At 64.5% G+C, this 18,256-nt stretch carries 10 protein-coding genes and 1 pseudogene; 3 read left to right on the top strand and 8 right to left on the bottom strand.

Going from position 1 to position 18,256, the window contains the following annotated elements:
• Nucleotides 1-139: 139 nt before the first annotated feature.
• The 3 genes and pseudogenes from NDY25_RS11680 to NDY25_RS11670 all read left to right on the top strand — a co-directional run bounded on the left by NDY25_RS11680 (nucleotide 140) and on the right by NDY25_RS11670 (nucleotide 4,019).
• A complete protein-coding gene (locus tag NDY25_RS11680; protein ID WP_256627463.1) occupies nucleotides 140-1,249 on the top strand; it encodes an alpha/beta hydrolase in 1,110 nt (369 codons plus the stop codon).
• A pseudogene (locus tag NDY25_RS11675) lies at nucleotides 1,246-2,870 on the top strand (carboxylesterase/lipase family protein). Before NDY25_RS11680 ends, NDY25_RS11675 begins: the two are co-directional and overlap by 4 nt.
• Nucleotides 2,871-3,071: 201 nt before the next feature.
• Nucleotides 3,072-4,019: a rhamnogalacturonan acetylesterase gene (locus tag NDY25_RS11670; protein ID WP_256627462.1), complete on the top strand. Its 948-nt coding sequence runs from the start codon at nucleotides 3,072-3,074 to the stop codon at nucleotides 4,017-4,019.
• Nucleotides 4,020-4,543: 524 nt separating this feature from the next.
• On the opposite strand, the gene NDY25_RS11665 is transcribed toward NDY25_RS11670, so the two are convergent.
• The 8 genes from NDY25_RS11665 to NDY25_RS11630 form a co-directional block, all read right to left on the bottom strand.
• A complete protein-coding gene (locus tag NDY25_RS11665; protein ID WP_168959628.1) occupies nucleotides 4,544-5,692 on the bottom strand; it encodes an aldo/keto reductase in 1,149 nt (382 codons plus the stop codon).
• 286 nt (nucleotides 5,693-5,978) lie between these two features.
• A complete protein-coding gene (locus NDY25_RS11660; protein ID WP_168959629.1) occupies nucleotides 5,979-6,443 on the bottom strand; it encodes a metallophosphoesterase family protein in 465 nt (154 codons plus the stop codon).
• A gap of 171 nt (nucleotides 6,444-6,614) precedes the next feature.
• Nucleotides 6,615-8,168, bottom strand: a complete 1,554-nt coding sequence (locus NDY25_RS11655; RefSeq protein WP_168959630.1) for a PepSY-associated TM helix domain-containing protein — start codon at nucleotides 8,166-8,168, stop codon at nucleotides 6,615-6,617.
• A complete protein-coding gene (locus NDY25_RS11650) occupies nucleotides 8,165-8,437 on the bottom strand; it encodes a hypothetical protein (RefSeq protein WP_168959631.1) in 273 nt (90 codons plus the stop codon). The genes NDY25_RS11655 and NDY25_RS11650 overlap by 4 nt, the downstream gene beginning before the upstream one ends.
• Nucleotides 8,427-8,726 (bottom strand): hypothetical protein, encoded by a 300-nt coding sequence (locus tag NDY25_RS11645; protein ID WP_168959632.1) that lies wholly within the window; start codon nucleotides 8,724-8,726, stop codon nucleotides 8,427-8,429. The genes NDY25_RS11650 and NDY25_RS11645 overlap by 11 nt, the downstream gene beginning before the upstream one ends.
• Nucleotides 8,727-9,117: 391 nt before the next feature.
• Entirely contained in the window at nucleotides 9,118-11,301 is a 2,184-nt protein-coding gene (glgB, locus tag NDY25_RS11640; RefSeq protein WP_168959643.1) for a 1,4-alpha-glucan branching protein GlgB, read from the bottom strand.
• Between the two features lie 11 nt (nucleotides 11,302-11,312).
• Nucleotides 11,313-14,663, bottom strand: a complete 3,351-nt coding sequence (treS, locus tag NDY25_RS11635; protein ID WP_168959633.1) for a maltose alpha-D-glucosyltransferase — start codon at nucleotides 14,661-14,663, stop codon at nucleotides 11,313-11,315.
• Nucleotides 14,660-17,776: a maltotransferase domain-containing protein gene (locus tag NDY25_RS11630; protein ID WP_251754999.1), complete on the bottom strand. Its 3,117-nt coding sequence runs from the start codon at nucleotides 17,774-17,776 to the stop codon at nucleotides 14,660-14,662. The genes treS and NDY25_RS11630 overlap by 4 nt, the downstream gene beginning before the upstream one ends.
• Nucleotides 17,777-18,256: the final 480 nt, after the last annotated feature.

The following is an 18,256-nucleotide window of genomic DNA, read 5'->3' as shown; positions in this document are numbered from 1 at the left end:
GGGTGTCTCCCTGCTAGTGTTTTTGTTGCACTGCCAATCGACAGTGGCACGGTGTGCTGTATATGGTAAACCGGTGTCATTGGCAATGTGCAGTGCGGCAAAGTTAGCCTTCAAAGCGAAGCAACCCTGGGAGGGGTGGATGGAACAGACAAGCCAAACGCGTGTTTTTACTGCGTTTTCAGGTGCCATGCGGTGGTGCCTGCCGCTGGTGTTGCTGGCGACCTCACTATTGATCGGGCCGGTGGTTGCGGCCGAGGTGCCCAGCGCCGATACCAGGGCCGAGCAGGCCAGCCGGATCGCGCTATGGCCCAGCGGGATGGCACCGGGAGACAACGCGCTGAAGCAGCCGCAGCGCATCATCGAGCGCAGCAGCGACCCTGCCCTGCCCGATCGCTACATCCAGCAGATCAGCACGCCTTACCTGGTGGTCTACCGGCCCAAGCAGCCAAACGGCACTGCCCTGCTGGTCACCCCCGGCGGCGGCTACCAGCGCATCGTGCTGGACAACGAAGGCAGCGCGCTGGTGCCCAGCTTCGTCGACCAGGCCGGGATCACGCTGTTCGTGCTGCGCTACCGCCTGCCCGGCGAAGGCCATCCGCACGGAGCCGACGTACCGCTGGCCGATGCACAGCGCGCGCTGCGGCTGATCCGCGCCAATGCCGCCCGCTACGGCATCGACGCGCAGCGGGTCGGGGTGATGGGGTTCTCGGCAGGCGGTCATGTCGCCGCCAGCCTGGGCACCCGCTATGCCGCGCAGGTGTACCCGAAGCTGGATGCGGCCGATGCGCTGAGCGCGCGGCCGGATTTCGAGCTGCTGATCTACCCGGTGATCGACATGGACAGCGCCAACGCACACGCGGGCTCGCGCGAGCGCCTGCTCGGCAGCAGTCCGAGCGATGCGCAGGTGCGCGCGTACTCGCCGCAACTGCATGTGGACGCACGCACGCCGCCAACCTTTCTGCTGCATGCGCAGGACGACACGGTGGTGTCGGTGCGCAACAGCCTGTTGATGCATGACGCGTTGCTGCGTGCCGGCGTGCAGAGCGAGCTGCATGTGTTTCCGCAGGGCGGTCATGGCTTCGGTACCGCCAGCGGCACCGGCTTGACCGTGGCTGCGTGGCCGCAGCTGGCGCAGGCCTGGATCGCGCATGTCAGCAAGGTGCAAACGCCCGCGACTGCGACGACTGCGAATGCATCTGTCGCTGCACCTGCACCCGCATCTGCACCGGCGCAGGACGCCGCGCGATGACGTCGCCATCCACGCCCGACGCGCGGCGGCGCACGCTGCTGCGTGGTGGCTTGTTAGCCGCGGCTGCAGCCGCGCTGCCAGGTTTCGCAGGCGCGGCCGCAACAGCGCCTGCGCCCGCGACGACAGTACGCCGCTGGTACACGTGCGTGGCGGCGCACTGCGCGGTTATCGCGACCAGGGTATCTGCGTGTTCAAGGGCATCCCCTACGGCGGCGACACCGCAGCGCGGCGCTTTCAGGCGCCGGTGCCGGAAACGCCCTGGCAGGGCGTGCGTGATGCCAGCGCCTTCGGTGCCGCTGCACCGCAACCCAAGGCCAGCGAACCCACCAGCGAGGAGTGCCTGTTCCTCAACGTGTGGACGCCGGGTCTGCGCGATGGCGGCAAGCGGCCGATCCTGTTCTATATCCACGGCGGCGGCTACACCACCGGCTCCGGCAGCGACCCGCTCTACGACGGCGTGCGCCTGTGCAAGCGCGGCGATGTGGTGGTGATCACCGTCAACCACCGGCTCAACCTGTTCGGCTATCTGTCGCTGGCGCAGCTGGGCGATACGCGTTTTGCCGACTCCGGCAATGCCGGGCAGCTGGACCTGATCCAGGCACTGCAGTGGGTGCGCCAGCACGCGGCCGAATTCGGCGGCGATGCCGGCAATGTCACCGTGTTCGGCCAGTCCGGTGGCGGCGCCAAGATCGCCACCTTGATGGCGATGCCCGCCGCACGCGGCCTGTTCCATCGCGCGTGGACGATGAGCGGGCAGCAGGTCACCGTGGCCGGCCCGCGCGCGGCCACCCAGCGCGCGCAACTGCTGCTGGATGCATTGAAACTTGCGCCCGGCGCGCTTGCGCGCATCCGCACGCTACCAATTGAGCAGCTGCTGGCTGCCGCGCAAGTGCGCGATCCCTCGCGGGTGGAAAACAGCGCGTTGTATTTCGGCCCGGTGCTGGATGCGCGCAATGTGCCGGTGCATCCATTCTGGCCGACCGCCCCGCTGCAATCGGCGAAGATTCCGCTGGTGATCGGCAATACCCGCGACGAAACGCGCGCGTTTCTCGGCAACGATGCGAAGAACTTCGCGCTGAGCTGGGACGAGCTGCCGGCCAGGCTGGAAACCCAGCAATACGTGGATCTGCTGCCGCAGGTGGTGATCGCCGAATACCGCCGGCTGTATCCGCAGTATTCGCCATCGGAGGTGTTCTTCGCGGCCACCACCGCAGGGCGCTCGTGGCGCGGCGCGGTCGAAGAAGCAGAGGCACGCGCACGTCAAGGCGCACCCACCTGGGTCTATCAACTGGATTGGGGCTCGCCACTGGATGGCGGCAAGTTCGGCGCCTTCCACACGCTGGATATTCCGCTGGTCTTCGACACCATTGCGCAACCGGGTTCGCGCACCGGCGATGGCGCCGATGCGCAGCGCATGGCCGAGCAGATGAGCGAGGCGTTGATTACCTTCGCGCGCAGCGGCGACCCGAATCATCGTGGTCTGCCGCGTTGGCGGCAGTATTCGTTGCAGCAGCGCGAGACGCTGCTGTTCGATACACCCAGCCGGCTCGACCACGATCCGCGCGGTGGCGAGCGCAAGCTGTATCAGCAAGCGCCTTTCATTCAACGCGGTACGTTTTGACTGACTTTCGTGGTCAAGGTCGAGGTCGAGCGTGGTCTGATCGCACTCCGCAGCGGCACGGCGTGGCGTGCGTGTAGGTGCCCATCAGCGCGCGGCTCGGGTCATCGTGCTTGGGCTCTTCTGCCTGCCTGCGGTCTTCTGATCACCTTTCGCCTTCTGACTACCTTGCGTTTTCTGATCGCTCTTCCTCCAAGGTGATTCATGCGTTTTTCGTCTCTTGTACCGTTGGTTTTGCTTGCAGCAATCGCTGCACCTATTGCGTACGCTGCAGATGCCTCACCGGTTGATGCATCAACTGCAAGCGTGCCAGCGTCTAACGTAGCCGCTGGCGGCAAGCACTTTGCCGCCAGCAAGATCGTGCTGGTCGGCGACTCCACCACGGCCGTGCAAGGTGGCTGGGGGCCGAGCTTTTGCGCGCAGCATGTGACCTCGTTCCTGAGCTGCCTCAATCTGGCGCGCGGTGGCCGCAGCACCTCCAACTATCGCGCCGAAGGCTCGTGGGAGATCGCACTGAAGGAGCTGCGCAGCGGCGGCTATCGACAGGTGGTTGTGTTGATTCAGTTCGGGCACAACGATCAACCCGGCAAGCCGGGGCGCTCCACCGAGTTGGCGACCGAATTCCCGGCGAATCTGCGCCGTTATGTGGCCGACGCACGTGCCGCCGGTGCGATTCCGGTGTTGGTCACGCCATTGACGCGACGGCAATTCGAACACGGCCAATTGATCGACGACTTGGCGCCGTGGGCGGAGACAACACGCGCAGTTGCACGCGAGTTACAGGTGCCGCTGATCGACCTGCATGCGCGCAGCCGTGCGCTGGTGCAGGGCATGGGCCCGGTATTGGCGATGCGGCTGGCGCAGCGGCCTGCCGATCCGGAACAAGTGATTGCCGCGCAATCGGGCACGACGATTGGCAAGACACCGGCGCAGGCATTGCATGCGCCGGCGTCGGCGTCGTCAAAGATCGCGGCAGCGGGCAGCGTCCCCGCCGCTGCACAGGACAATGCCAGCGCCGAGCCGATGGGTCAGGCCAAACTCGCGTTCGACTACACGCATCTTGGCGCGGACGGCGCGGATCTGTTCGCGGCGATTGTCGCCGACGAGTTGGCCAAGCAGGTGCCTGCGTTGCGGCAGCTGTTGATTCCTTGATGCGTCATTGTATCTGATCAACTAGAGCGGCTGATCTGCGGCTTGGCTGCAGGGCCCTTGCCCGCCCACCATCGCGGGACACGCTGCAAGTACGTCCCTGTAAGCTCTTACGCGGCATCCATGCCGCGTAAGGTCCCGCGACGGTGGGCGGGCAAGGACCAGTCAAGATGGTCGGTGTGCATGGTGCAAGCAATGCATGACGTGCGTTGTTTGGATAACGGCGCGTCCGATCAGCTTCTCACTGCAGGCAGAGCAATAGGCAGGCTTTCAACAAAGCAACCTACAAACTTTCTGGTGCGGTGCCCTTACCGATTGCGGGACCGTGTGGCGGCATGGATGCCGCCACCGAGCCTACATGGACGTACTTGCGGCGTGTCCCGCGAGCGGTGAGGACACCGCGCATTCAACCACCTCAGTGTCTGATCTGGACCTCCGACTGCATCCACCAAGATGCGGCCGGCAAAACCACTGCACTCACTGACAGGCGCTCGCTCGCTGGGTTTTGTCAGCCGCTCTTAGCTGCATCAGCTCACAACAGGCACCGGCGCATCCGCTTCGATCACCTGCTCGCGCTTGAGCTCATCCCACACAGCTGCCGGAATCGCCACGCGCATCGAGGCCGCATTTGCATGCGCCTGCTCTGCCGTACGCGCGCCCGGAATTACCGCCGAGACCACTTGCGGTGCAGCGGCAAACTGCAGCGAGACGGTGCGCAGATCCACGCCGTGGCGGTCGCAGATGGCCAGCGCTTTCTGTCGCATGGCCGGCGCCCATTCCGGCACGCTGCCGTCGTAGAGATAACGCTCGCGCCCGGCCAGATAACCCGCCAACAGCGGCGCGCCAACGACGACCGAGGCGCCATGTTTGGCGATCTTCGGGAAGGTGTCGTGCAGTGCACGCGCGTGATCGAGCAGCGAGTATTGGCAGGCCAGCAGGAAGATGTCGGGGTCGGCTTCTTCGATCGCACGCAAGGCCGGTTCCGGACGATTGACGCCAAAACCCCAGGCCTTGATCAGGCCTTCCTTGCGCATCTTGGTCAGCTCGGGCATGGCACCTTTCACCGCTTCGGCAAAGCGCTGTTCCCATGGCATGCCGAGATCTTTTTCGTTCTCCGGCGACAGATCGTGGATGTAGGCGATATCGATCTGCGACACACCCAGGCGCTGAAGGCTGTCTTCGATCGAGCGGCGCACGCCGGAGGCGCTGTAGTCGTAGCGATAGTCGAAGGGCGAGGGCTGCTGCCACATCGTCTTCGGCGGTTTGTCGGTCGCTGTGAGCAGGCGCCCGACCTTGGTCGACAACACGTATTCGTCTGAGACGTGATTGTGCAGATGATGACCGGTGCGACGCTCCGACAACCCCAACCCGTACCACGGCGAAGTATCGAAATAGCGCACGCCCGACTCCCACACCGCCGCCAGGGTCGCTTCGCTCTGCGCATCGCTGGTGGCTTCAAAGCCATTGCCGATCGCCACGCCACCAAAGCCTAGACGGCTCGCAGGGCGATACCGCGCACCCTTGGTCGCTGCGTTGGCAGGCAGCTTCGATACGGTGGCTTTGCCGCGCGTCGGCATCACGCTGCCAGGCGCGGACGACTGTGCCAACAACGGCGCAGCGGCCAACGCAGCGGTGCCGGCAGCGGCGGCGGAGAGGAATTGGCGACGTGTATTCATGAGGATTCCTTGCAACGACTTGAGGCACAAGGATGGCCCCGCATGCGTGCAGACAAGGTCAGCGCATGGGTTGCAAGCGTGCACAAGCATTCAACAGATAGCGCAGATGCATGCATATAGGCCGCATAAAATCAGCGAAAAGTTGTTTGCAGACTCATGCGCTCCCCTTAGCTTCCATTCTTACCATCAGTACATTCCGGATCGAGCGTATTGAAGTCAGGTGCACGTCGTCGCACCGCGTCACCTGTATCGTGGCTCACCGCTTGTTGCAGGCATCTGTCCTAGATCAACGCAGCTGTAGCACTTGCAGTTCCGCACGCGGCGGGCCATCGCCCAACCACAAGGTGCCCACACTGATCGGCAAGCTGAAGCGACGTGGGCCGGCGCTGCCCGGATTGACGTACAGCACGCCGTCGCGCATGTGCACCGCTGGCTTGTGCGAATGACCGCTGACGATCACCTCTGCAGCGACCTCGGGCCCAAGCGTTTTCAGATCGTGCAACACATGGATGCGTACGCCTGCGATCAGCAGATCCAGCGTTTCGGGTAGCTCGGCTGCCCATGGCGTGTTGTCGATGTTTCCGGCGATCACGTGCAACGGCGCCAGCGCCTGCAGCGCGGTGAGGATCTCCGGCTTGCCCACATCGCCGGCGTGAATAATGGCCGCGCAGCCCTGCAAGGCGGCGACCGCCTCCGGCCGCAGCAAGCCGTGCGTGTCGGAGATCAGGCCAATGCGCAGTGGTCTGGACATTTCAACGCACCCAAACGAACGTCAGCAGCGATCAGAGGCCAAGGATCGTACGTGACATGCATGTCGTCGCACGTGAGTTGAGCTCAACCGGGCCCAGATCTTCAGTTTGCGATGCGCGCGTTGTACGGGCAGCGCTGCAATGGCACTACAGCGCGCAGGAACAGCAACCGCTCACGGAGCGGCGCGATCTCCCCACGCCCAGACGCTGTTCGGATCGCCCTGCACTCCGCGCCGTTTGCTCGCGCTTGCCAGCTGCCAGTACGTCCATGCCAAAGCCAGCGCGATCAGGTCGACACCGAGCAGCGTTGCGTCCTGCCACGGCAGCACCACACCGCGCCCGGAAAAACAGCTGGCAACCGGAATCAACGCCGTCAGTGCGGCACACGCAAGTAACACCTCGTAGGCGCCCCGTGCCGTGGGACGCAGCAAGGCCCACATCAGTATGAGCGCGAAGACCGCGTAGTAGACATAACGCTCCTGTCCCTGTGGCAGAAACCGCGCCGCGATGAACAACGCCGAGATGCCGGCGACGCTGCCCAGGCACACACCCACCGTGAGGCGCGCCATGGCGTGCGTGCGGCGCGGTTGATCGACCAGGCGACGCTTGCGGCGTGCCTCGATCCACAACAAGTTTCCGCTGTAGAACAGGAACGCACCGCCCAGCCCCAGCAGGAAGTACAACCACTGCACCGGCGCATGCCCAAAATTGCCGAAATGCAGCGCCTGCAGCCCACGCAGTGCAGCGGTGCCGGCCGACATCGTCCTGGGCTCGAGCACCCGCAAGACATTGCCGGTTGCCGCTTCCAGTGCCACGCCGCCGAGCGTGTTGAGCTGGCGCTGATCGTGGTGGCCATAGACTTCCGCACGCGCATTGGCATCGCCGGCATCGTGAAACCCGATGCTTTCCGGCACAAACCCCGGGCTGGCTGCACGCGCCTTGTCCAGCAACACCGCAACCGGCAGTAACGGCGCGGCACGCTTGGCCGGTGCCACATGCGGGGTGAGTTCGAACTCCGGCTCCAGGATCTGCATCAACTTGCCGTCGAACACCAGAAACTGAAACGGCGCCAGCAGCAACACGCCCAGGCACAACACCGCACCGGACCAGGCGAAGATCACATGGAACGGCAGCGACAACATGCCGACCACGTTGTGCGCGTCCTGCCACAGGCGCTTGAGGTTGTGACCCAGCCGCAGCGCGAACAGATCCTTGAAGAACACCGGCGCGTACAGCACTACCCCGCTGACCAGGGCCAGCCCGTACAGCATGCTGACCACGCCGAACAGATACGTGCCGAACACACGCGGCAGTCCGGCGGTGAAATGCAGGTCGTAGAGGAAATCGGCAAAGCCCACGCGCTGCGGCAACTCCAGCAGCGTGCCATCGGCGGCGTGTTGGTATTGGCGCATGCCGCCACTGGCATCGGCCTGCGCGCCATACCAATACAGCCGTGGAATCGGCCCGTGTTCGCCGGGCAGCAGCACCAGAGACGATTCGGCTACCTGCGGATGCTCGGCGATCACCGCGTCCAGCAAGGCCTGCGCTGCGGCGACCGGATCGGCTGGCGCCTTTTGCGTGACCTGTGGCGTGGCCTGCCAGTCGCTCAACGCATGCGTGAACACGGTGATGGCGCCGGCATAGAAGGCGATAAACAAGGCCATGCCGGCCAGCAAACCCATCCAGCTATGCACGGAGAGAAACGCACGCAAGGTCGATGCTTTCATGCGCTCAACTCCGTCCAGCCCAATACCTTGATGCCCGCGAGTGCGACATAGCACAGCACGGTCAGCCCGCCGAGAACCACCCAGGCGCGTCCTGCGCTACGAAACACGAACGGCAGTGCCATTGCACCGATCCACACCGGAAACATCAGCAGCAGCCACGCCAGCGTGTAGCTTTGCTGCGGCCCAGGCAGCAACAACGCGCACAAGCCGACCATGCCAACCGCAAGCGGCAGGCCCAGCACCACGGCAGCCAACCATCTAGCCCACATGACGCACCCGCCTGCGTTGCGCACGCGCCTGTTGCCAGACATCCAGATACGGCAGCGCCACCGCCACCAGCATCAGCGCAGTCACAGCGGCGAAGACGCCCGCCCACACACCCAGCGCACGGATGGCGCAGACCAGCGACAACACCAACAACACGCTGCCACCGCTGCGCAACAGGCGCGCAGACAATCGGCGCCGCAGTACGAGGCGTTGATGCGTGGTTGCCAGATAAAACGCAAAAGCCGAGGCGGCAGCGGTGAGCAGATACAAAAGCGTCATCAGGCTGCTCATGCGCAAGCCTGCGTCGAGGTGGGCTCAGGCAGCGCACCAAGCCGGACAAGACATCGGTAGCCACGTCGCGCGGTCGCACGCAGTGGCTGTGCCGTGCACACCGCTGCATGCGCGCAGCCACTGTTGCGCACAGCGCAGAGAGCGGCCTCAACAAGCCAAACAATAATCACAGCAATCAAAACGCCCACGCACAACGCTCCCGCAAAGACGGTCGACGGAAGGCATGGCGGCGGCTGTGCCCGGCAGCCCTCCCCGGGCCACCTAAGAAGCGGCTGACAAAACTGCCGCGTCACCCATTGGGCGTTCACAGCGTTTTGTTGACCACTCTACGGCGCGCAATCTAACAGGTGCCACACCGCCGGGCCAGCTGCCCGGCGGTGTATGCGATGCATCAGCCGTGCGGCGTGAGCACGATGACGCCCAGCGGCGGCAATAGCAGCGGCAGCGATTGTGCCTGGCCATGCATGGACTGCTGCTCTGCAGTGACCACACCGCCATTGCCCAGATTGGCACCGCCATAGATGCCGGCGTCGCTATTGAACACTTCGCGCCATTGACCGCTCTGCGGCACGCCGATGCGATAACCGTGCTGCACCAGCGGGGTGAAGTTGATCACCACCAGCACTGGTGCGTCGCCGCGTTTGCCCTTGCGCAGGAACGCAACCACGCTATTGGCCGCATCATCGCCCACCACCCACGCAAACCCTGACGGATCGTCGTCGTAGGCGTGCAGCGCGGGGTATTCGACATACAGTCGATTCAGATCGCGCACCAGGGTCTGCACGCCGCGGTGGCGCGGGTCGTCGAGCAACTGCCACGGGATGCCGCCGTCATGGTTCCACTCGATGGGCTGGCCGAACTCGCAGCCCATGAACAGCAACTTGCGCCCGGGGTGGGTGAACATGAAACCGAGGTACGCACGCAGATTGGCGAAGCGCTGCCAGTCGTCGCCCGGCATGCGGCCCAGCAGCGAGCCCTTGCCGTGCACCACTTCATCGTGCGAGATCGGCAGTACGAAGCGCTCCGAATACGCATAGACCATGCTGAAGGTCAGCTCGCCATGGTGATAACGGCGGTAAATCGGATCCAGCGCGGCGTAATGCAGCGTGTCGTGCATCCAGCCCATGTTCCACTTGTAGTGGAAGCCCAACCCGCCATGCGCCACATCGGCGGTGACACCGGGAAATGCGGTGGATTCCTCGGCGATCATCACCGCACCAGGCGCATGCTCGCGCACCACCTCGTTGAGCCGGCGCAGGAAAGCGATGGTTTCGTAGTTCTCGCGCCCGCCATGAATATTGGGCACCCACTCGCCGGCATTGCGGCTGTAATCGCGGTACAGCATCGAGGCCACCGCATCCACGCGCAGACCATCGACGTGGAAGCGCTGCAGGAACTCCAGCGCGCTGGCGATCAAAAATCCGGACACCTCGCGGCGCCCGTGGTTGTAGATCAGCGTATTCCAGTCGCGGTGGAAGCCTTCGCGCGGATCTGCATGTTCGTACAGCGATGTGCCGTCGAAATGCGCCAACCCGTGTGCATCCGTGGGAAAGTGCGCCGGCACCCAATCGACGATCACGCCGATCCCGTCGCGATGGCAGCGCTCGACAAAGCGGGCGAAGCCGTCCGGCGAACCGAAGCGCGCGGTGGGCGCGAACAATCCCAACGGTTGATAGCCCCACGAACCGCCGAACGGATGTTCGGTCACTGGCATCAGCTCGACATGCGTGAAGCCCATATCGGCCACGTACGGAATCAAGCGATCGGCAAGACCGTCCCAATCCAGGTCCACGCCTTCTTCGCGCAGCCAGGAGCCGGCGTGGATCTCGTAGATGCTCATCGGTGCGTCGTGCGCCTGACGGCGTGCGCGTGTGGCCATCCAGCCGTCGTCGCTCCACTGATGCGGCGTGGGGTCGGCCACGATCGAGGCAGTGCCCGGTGCCAGCTCGGCACGCCGCGCCACCGGGTCGGCCTTGGCCGGCAATTCGTTTCCGTGCGGGCCGCGCAGCTGGTACTTGTAATGCGCCCCAGGGCCGACATCGGGCACGAACAGCTCCCACACACCGGACTGATGCCGCAGCCGCATCGGGTGACGGCGCGCATCCCAACTATTGAAATCGCCCACCACCGCCACGCGTGTGGCATTGGGTGCCCACACCGCAAAACGCGTGCCGCGCACGCCATCGACCTCGATCGCATTGGCGCCGAGTGCATCGGCCAGTTGCAGATGATGGCCTTCGCTGATCAGGTGCAGATCGAAGTCGCTGAGTTGCGGCCCGAACGCAAACGGGTCGGCGGTGTCCTGCTCGCCGCCGGGCCAACCGATGCGCAGGCGATAAGCGCCTTGCGCCGGCAACTCGCCAGCGAACAGGCCCGGCTCCGGGCCTGCCTCCAGCGCGATGACCTGCCCGTCGTCGAGCACTGCATTGACGTAGTTGGCGCCCGGTTGGTAGGTGCGCAGCACCCGTCCGCTATCGGTCGGGTGCGCGCCCAGGATGGCGAATGCATCGCCATGGCGTGCCTCGGCCAGGGCGCGGGTCGCGCCGGGGTCCCATCGATTGGTCACTGCTGTCATCACTCCACTCATCATGTGTCTCCTGCATCAGCGCGCGCGCGTTGCAGGATGCGTCGCAAGCCTTCCACCGGCACCATCAACCAGCCGGGCCGGTTGGCGGCTTCGTAGCGCACTTCGTAGCAGGCCTTTTCCACCAGGAACAACAGCGTGGCCGCATTGAACGCTGCCGGTGCGATCCACGGATGCGTACTGGCATCGAGCACGGCATGGTACGCGTCCAGAAATGCCTGCGTGGAGCGGCGACGGAACTGCACCAGGAATTCATCCAGATGCGTATCCACCCCCACGCCCGCACGTGCGGCAGTGCCTTCTTCGCCACGTGCCGAGACTTCGCTGGCGTAATCGAGCGAGCGCAGGAAACCGGCTACATCGCGTAGCGGGCTGGCCTTGGCGCGGCGCTCGGACAAGGGCTTGGCCGGCTCGCCTTCGAAGTCGATCAGGATCACATCGTCGAACGCCACCAGGATCTGGCCCAGATGGAAGTCGCCGTGCACGCGGGTCAACAACGACTCGGCGAGCACGCCCGGTGCCTTGGCCAGCAAGGCCTCCAGCTGCGAGCGTTCGGCCAGCACCGCTTCCAGTGCGTCGCGTTCGATCGCATCGTCGCTGCTGGCCAGGCGTGCGTTGACTGTGTCCCACATCTGTTCGACCTGGCGCGCAACGCCGGCCACCACATCGTTGGCGGCGGGCAGGTCGATGCGCTGCGGCACGAAGTCCGCATCCTCGGTATCGCACGACAAGGCTTCGTGCAGCTCGGCAAGACGCTTGCCGACCACGGCAGCGAACGCGTCGTAACCGGCCACGGCTTCGGCGCGCGATTCATCGGTTTGCGCGGTGGCGTACTCGTCGAAACTGCGTGCCAGATGGTCCAGCGTCCAACGCCAGGCATCGCCCTGATTGCGGATGAAGCCCTGCAACAACGCAATGGTCGTAATGGTGCCCTGCGCGTCGATGCGGCTGACGCTGCCCAGCAGGGGCGCGGCGTTGGCATAGCCCATTTCGGTCAGGCGACGGCCGATCTCGATCTCCGGATTGGCGCCATTGGCCACATGCCGCAGCAGCTTGAACACCGCCTTGTCGGCGACCACCAGCGAGCTGTTGCTCTGTTCGGCCGACAACCAACGGATGTCCGGATCCTGCGGAATATCCAGCGTGGCCAACGCCGGCGTCGCTTCGAAACGCACCTGTCCCTGCTGCGAGGCATCGTCGCCATCGCGGAACTCCAGCGTGGAATTCTCGCGCAGCGCATCGATCACTCCACGCACCATCGGCTTGAGGGCGAACGCGTCGGTGAGGTAACCCACCTCGCGGCCCTGACGCACACGCGCCAGTGCCAACTGCTCGGCCAGGGTACTGGGGTGGTCGCGCTCCCACACGATGCCGATCGGCAGCATGTAGCTCTCGTGGCGGCCATCTTCCAGCTCCACTTCCAGCTCCAGCAGGCTCATCGGCTCATCGCCGGGCAACGGCGTGCGACGCGAGATACGCACGTGTTTCAGCACCTGATCCTTGGCCGAGAACCAGCGCCGCGCCGACAGCCAGGCCGGCAGGATTTCGCTTTCCAGCGTGGACAGATGCGGTAGCAGCGCGTTGCCTTCGTCGGTATCGCTACGCAACACCAGCGTGCGGTAATCCGGCAGCGGCACCGGGGTGGGCACATGCCAATCCGGCAAGGTCCCTTCGCTGACCAGCTGGAACGCATAGAAGCCGAACGGCGGCACAGTGAGTAGATAGGTCAGGCGGCCGACCGGCGGGAAGCTGCCGCCACCGATGATGTCCACCGGCACGCGGCCTTCGAACTCGGACAGATCCAGTTCCACCGCCTGCAGCGTATGCGACAGATTGGCCACGCACAGCACCGTCTCGTCCTGATAGCAACGCAGGTAGGCCAGCATGCGGCGATTGCCCGGATACAAAAAGCGCAGCGTGCCGCGGCCGAAAGCCTGGTAGCGCTTGCGCACGCTGAGCACGCGGCGGGTCCAGGTCAGCAGCGAATGCTGGTCGCGGATCTGCGCTTCCACATTCACCGCCTGGAAGCCGTAAAGCGGGTCCATCACCGGCGGCAACACCAACTGCGCCGGGTCGGCACGCGAGAACCCGCCATTGCGGTCGATCGACCACTGCATCGGCGTACGCACACCGTCGCGGTCGCCCAGATGGATGTTGTCGCCCATGCCGATCTCATCGCCGTAATACAGCACCGGCGTGCCGGGCATGGTCAGCAACAGGGAGGTCATCAATTCGATACGGCGGCGGTCGCGCTCCAGCAGCGGCGCGAGACGGCGACGGATGCCTAAGTTGATACGCGCGCGGCGATCGGAGGCGTAGGTCTGCCATAGATAATCGCGCTCCGAATCGGTGACCATTTCCAGCGTCAACTCATCGTGGTTACGCAGGAAGATCGCCCACTGGCAGCTCTCCGGAATCTCCGGGGTCTGGCGCATGATGTCGGTGATGGGGAAGCGGTCTTCGCGCGCGATCGCCATGTACATGCGCGGCATCAGCGGGAAGTGGAACGCCATATGGCATTCGTCAGCGTTCTGGCCGAAATATTGCTGGGTGTCTTCCGGCCACATGTTGGCCTCGGCCAGCAGCATGCGGTCCGGATATTCGGCATCCAGGGTGGCGCGGATCTTGCGCAGGATCGCGTGAGTCTCGGGCAGATTCTCGTTGGAGGTGCCCGAGCGCTCGATCAGGTACGGCACCGCATCCAGACGCAAGCCGTCCACGCCACGATCCAGCCAGAAACGCATCACTTCCAGCACTGCTTCCAGCACGGCGGGGTTGTCGAAATTCAGATCCGGCTGATGCGAATAGAACCGGTGCCAGAAATACTGCCCGGCCACCGGATCCCAGGTCCAGTTGGACTTCTCGGTATCGCAGAAGATGATCCGCGTGCCTTCGTATTCCTGGTCGGTATCCGACCACACATAGAAGTCGCGTTCCGGCGAGCCAGCCGGCGCATTGCGTGCACGCTGGAACCAGGAATGCTGATCGGAGGTGTGGTTGATTACCAGCTCGGTGACAATGCGGATGCCGCGTGCATGCGCCTGCGCCACCAACTGCTCGAAGTCGGCAATGGTGCCGTAGTCCGGATGCACCGCCATGTATTCGGCGATGTCGTAGCCGTCGTCGCGGCGCGGGCTGGGGTAGAACGGCAGCAGCCAGATGGTGTCCACGCCGAGTTCGGCGATGTAATCCAATTTGGAAATCAGGCCGGGAAAATCGCCGATGCCATCGTCGTTGGAGTCGAAGAACGACTTGACGTGCACCTGATAAATGATCGCGTCTTTGTACCAAAGCTGATCTGCAACCACCGCAGACTGTTCTGCGTCGGCTTGTAACGATGGGACTGCATTCATGCGACCTCTCCTGCGCGGATGCGCCATAACGCGAACGGCCGCGTCGCCTCTAACCGGATGTGTTGTTGCTTGCCTTGCCATGTGAAGCGATGGCCGTCCCACAGATCGTCCACTGCCACGCTGGCGTGATCGGGCAGGCCCAACTCCCACAATGGAATTTCGATATCGGCATCCTGCGCGGCATTGGGGTCCAGATTGATTGCCACCAACACCATGCTGCGGCTGCGCGAAAGGTAACCGGCATCCAGGAACTTGCCGAAGTACAGCACCTGCTCGTTGTGCGCCTGATAGAACCGCGTGCCCAGGTGCGATTGCAGCTCGGGGTGCATGCGACGCAGCTGGTTGAAGCGGGTGATCTCATCGACGATATCGCCGGGCGCACGCTCGGGCCAGGCGCGCAGCTGGAATTTCTCCGAGTCCAGATACTCTTCCTTGCCCGGCGCCAGCGGCGTGGCTTCGCACAACTCGAAGCCCTGATACATGCCCCACAGCCCCGACAAGGTCGTGGCCAACGCGGTGCGGATCAAATGCCCGTTGCGCCCGCTGGTCTGCAGGAACTGCGGATTGATGTCCGGCGTGTTGACGAAGAAATGCGGGCGGAAGCATTCGCGCGGCACGCCTTCGTTCAACTCTTCCACGTACTCCTGCAGCTCGTGCTTGTGGTTGCGCCAGGTGAAGTAGGTGTAGGACTGCGAGAAGCCGCACTTGGCCAGGCGATACATCATCTTCGGCCGGGTGAAGGCCTCCGACAGGAACACCACATCCGGGCGGCGCCCACGCACATCGGCAATCAACCACTCCCAGAACGGGAATGGCTTGGTGTGCGGGTTGTCCACGCGGAACAGCGTGACGCCCTCGTTGACCCAGAACAGCACCGCATCGCGCAGCGTATTCCACAGATCGGGCACCGCACCGCTGGCGTAGAAATCGACGTTGACGATGTCCTGGTATTTCTTCGGCGGGTTCTCCGCATACGGAATCGAGCCATCCGCGCGCCAGGTGAACCAGTCCTTGTGGTCCTTCAACCATGGGTGATCCGGCGCGCACTGGATGGCGAAGTCCAGCGCTACTTCCAGCCCATGCGCCCGCGCGGCCTGAATCAAGCGGCGGAAGCCATCGAGCCCACCGAGCTCGGCATGCACTTCGGTATGCCCACCATCGCTGGCGCCGATCGCATACGGGCTGCCCGGCTCGCCTTCTTCCGCAGTGACCGTGTTGTTGCGGCCCTTGCGGTTCTTCGCGCCGATGGGATGGATCGGCGGCATGTACAGCACGTCGAAGTTCATTGCGCGGATATGCGCCAGCCGTTCGATCACATCGTCGAAGGTGCCGTGGCGCTGCGGGTCGCCGCTCTGCGAGCGCGGGAACAATTCGTACCAACTGGCAAAGTGCGCCGCGCGGCGCTCCGACTCGACCCGGAAGGTCACCGGCGTCTCGGAGCGGAACGGCTTGTCGTCAGCCAACGCCATCGCCTGTGCGGTGTCCGGCTCCAGCACGATGGCCAGCTGCTGCAACGGCTCGCTCTGCGCACCGATGCGGGTGAGGACGGCCTGCAAGCACTCGGCCAATGCACCTTTGCTGCGTGCATGCGCGGCCTGCACCACCGCCACGGCCTCCTGCACATCCACCGGCAGCACCGTGTTGGCGGCGCGCTTCTTTTCCAGATCCGCATGCAAGGTGGCGAAAACATCGCGCCAGCCTTCCACACGGAACTCATAGGTACCGATACGCTCCAGCGGAAACTCCGCACGCCAACGGTCGTTGCCCAAGGCGCGCATCGGCGCGCTGGCCCAGGTCTTTGCATCGGCCGGACGCCACAGCACAGCGACTGCAATGCGGTCGTGCCCATCGCAGAACGCATCGGCCTCTACACAGATACGATCGCCCACCGTGCGCTTGACCGGGAAGCGGCCGTTATCGACCGAGGGCGTCACCGATTCGATGCACACGCGTGGCCACGCGGCCGCCGTCTGCGCACGCGGGCGCATCCGCGGCACCGCCAACACATGCCGCGCCGGCACACTGCGGTATACCCGCACCTCGCCCGGCTCCAGCGCCTCCAACGTCGCACCAGACAAGGTGCTGCCGTCTTCGCCCACCAACGCTTCGGCATCGCCTAACAGACGCAGCAGATCCGGTGCCGGCACCGGCACTACATGTGCGGCATCGCCATTGATCAACAACAACGACGGCAAGCCACCGAGCGGCTCCACCGCCACGGCCGTCAGCCCGGTGGCTTCGCGCAATAGCGGGCGCAGCCGCAGGCCGGCATTGCTTGCCGGCACGCTGTCAGTGGCGCGGATGGAAGAGGGCACTGCATCCAGCTGCGCAGCGTTCAACAACCACGCCCCGCCCAGTGCCTGCGCCAGCTGCCAGTGCTGCGCAGGCGTCGCCGCACGCTTGCCATCGGGCGCATCCAGCACCGCAACCACCTGGGCGGCGAGTGCGCGCAACGCGGTGTCTTCATCGAAGAACCAACTGCTGCGCCCATCCCACCACGCGAGCGAGGAGAACGCCGCATCGAACCCGGCACCGGCCAACTGCTGCAAGGCTTCAGTGCCCAGGCCTGGCGTCCACGCTGCAAACACCACTTCCGGCGCCTGCGCATGGACGCGTGCGATCAACTCGCGCCAGCGCTGCGCCGGCACCTGTTGCGGCTGCAGCAGGCGGAAGCCGGCCACACCTTGCGCCGCCCAGTCCAGCAAGCGCGCGCTCCACCACTCCACCAGCGCCGCACCTTCCTGCGCATAGGCAAAACGCGCCTCGGCCACTTCCGGCGTTGTGCGCGGCTGACGCGGGTCAGGCACCGCGGTGCTGCGTGCGCGGAACCACTGCGGGTTCTCGCGCACCACCGCACTGGCGCCGCCTACTTCGTCCAGGCGCACATCGAGCAGCAGCTTCACGCCAGCGCGGTGCGCCGCCTGCACAAGCTCACGCAGACGCGCTGCGTCGGCCTCGCTGCCACTGGCGACTTCGCTGAGCCGGCCCTCTGCATCACGCTCGAACGGCGGCGGCGCCACCACGTAGTCGCAGCCCGCCTTGCGCGCTGCTACGCAGCGCTGCTCCAGTCCGGCTTGCTCATTGGTTGTTTCGTTAAGTACACAAATCCGCATGGCGCCTCCTCAGCAGACCGCGGCGCAAACACGCGCCGTGACGACAATGGGAGCAACGCGGCGCGAACCACCCAGCAGATCCACAGGCGCTCGCTCACGACGCACCAGTCCAACTTCCGTCCAGATCGCCCCCTGGCTCACCGCCTGGCCGACCTTTCCACCTGTGACTGCACTCATGCGCAACTCCGCAACGATTCTTGACCCATGCAGTCAAGCACCCTCACTGCGAATTTCATGTGTCGGTCGAATTGACGAAAATCAAACAAGCGCGGCTGTGGTGCGGGCTCAGGTAGCATTGGCCAACTCCCCAAGCGTTGTAAGGCTATGAACTTAACCTGCAGGGAGAGCAAGGATGCGGAGCTACGTCATGGCGGCACTGCTCACCATCGCCACAGTTGCAACGGCAAAGGATCAGAGGCTGAGCCCGAGCCGTGCCGGAGAGCAGGATGCGACGCTTGAGTTAAACCCACCTGCCAAGCG

Source organism: Xanthomonas hortorum pv. pelargonii (assembly GCF_024499015.1).
Taxonomy (GTDB): domain Bacteria; phylum Pseudomonadota; class Gammaproteobacteria; order Xanthomonadales; family Xanthomonadaceae; genus Xanthomonas; species Xanthomonas hortorum_B.
The sequence above is the reverse complement of the archived record's forward strand: the minus strand, read 5'-3'. Positions and strand labels throughout refer to the sequence as shown.

Coding starts and splice junctions, on each gene's coding strand:
- NDY25_RS11650 (WP_168959631.1), bottom strand. CDS start 8,437: ATGTGGGCTAGATGGTTGGCTGCCGTGGTGCTGGGCCTGCCGCTTGCG.
- treS (WP_168959633.1), bottom strand. CDS start 14,663: ATGAATGCAGTCCCATCGTTACAAGCCGACGCAGAACAGTCTGCGGTG.
- NDY25_RS11680 (WP_256627463.1), top strand. CDS start 140: ATGGAACAGACAAGCCAAACGCGTGTTTTTACTGCGTTTTCAGGTGCC.
- NDY25_RS11665 (WP_168959628.1), bottom strand. CDS start 5,692: ATGAATACACGTCGCCAATTCCTCTCCGCCGCCGCTGCCGGCACCGCT.
- NDY25_RS11655 (WP_168959630.1), bottom strand. CDS start 8,168: ATGAAAGCATCGACCTTGCGTGCGTTTCTCTCCGTGCATAGCTGGATG.
- NDY25_RS11630 (WP_251754999.1), bottom strand. CDS start 17,776: ATGCGGATTTGTGTACTTAACGAAACAACCAATGAGCAAGCCGGACTG.
- NDY25_RS11670 (WP_256627462.1), top strand. CDS start 3,072: ATGCGTTTTTCGTCTCTTGTACCGTTGGTTTTGCTTGCAGCAATCGCT.
- glgB (WP_168959643.1), bottom strand. CDS start 11,301: ATGACAGCAGTGACCAATCGATGGGACCCCGGCGCGACCCGCGCCCTG.
- NDY25_RS11645 (WP_168959632.1), bottom strand. CDS start 8,726: ATGAGCAGCCTGATGACGCTTTTGTATCTGCTCACCGCTGCCGCCTCG.
- NDY25_RS11660 (WP_168959629.1), bottom strand. CDS start 6,443: ATGTCCAGACCACTGCGCATTGGCCTGATCTCCGACACGCACGGCTTG.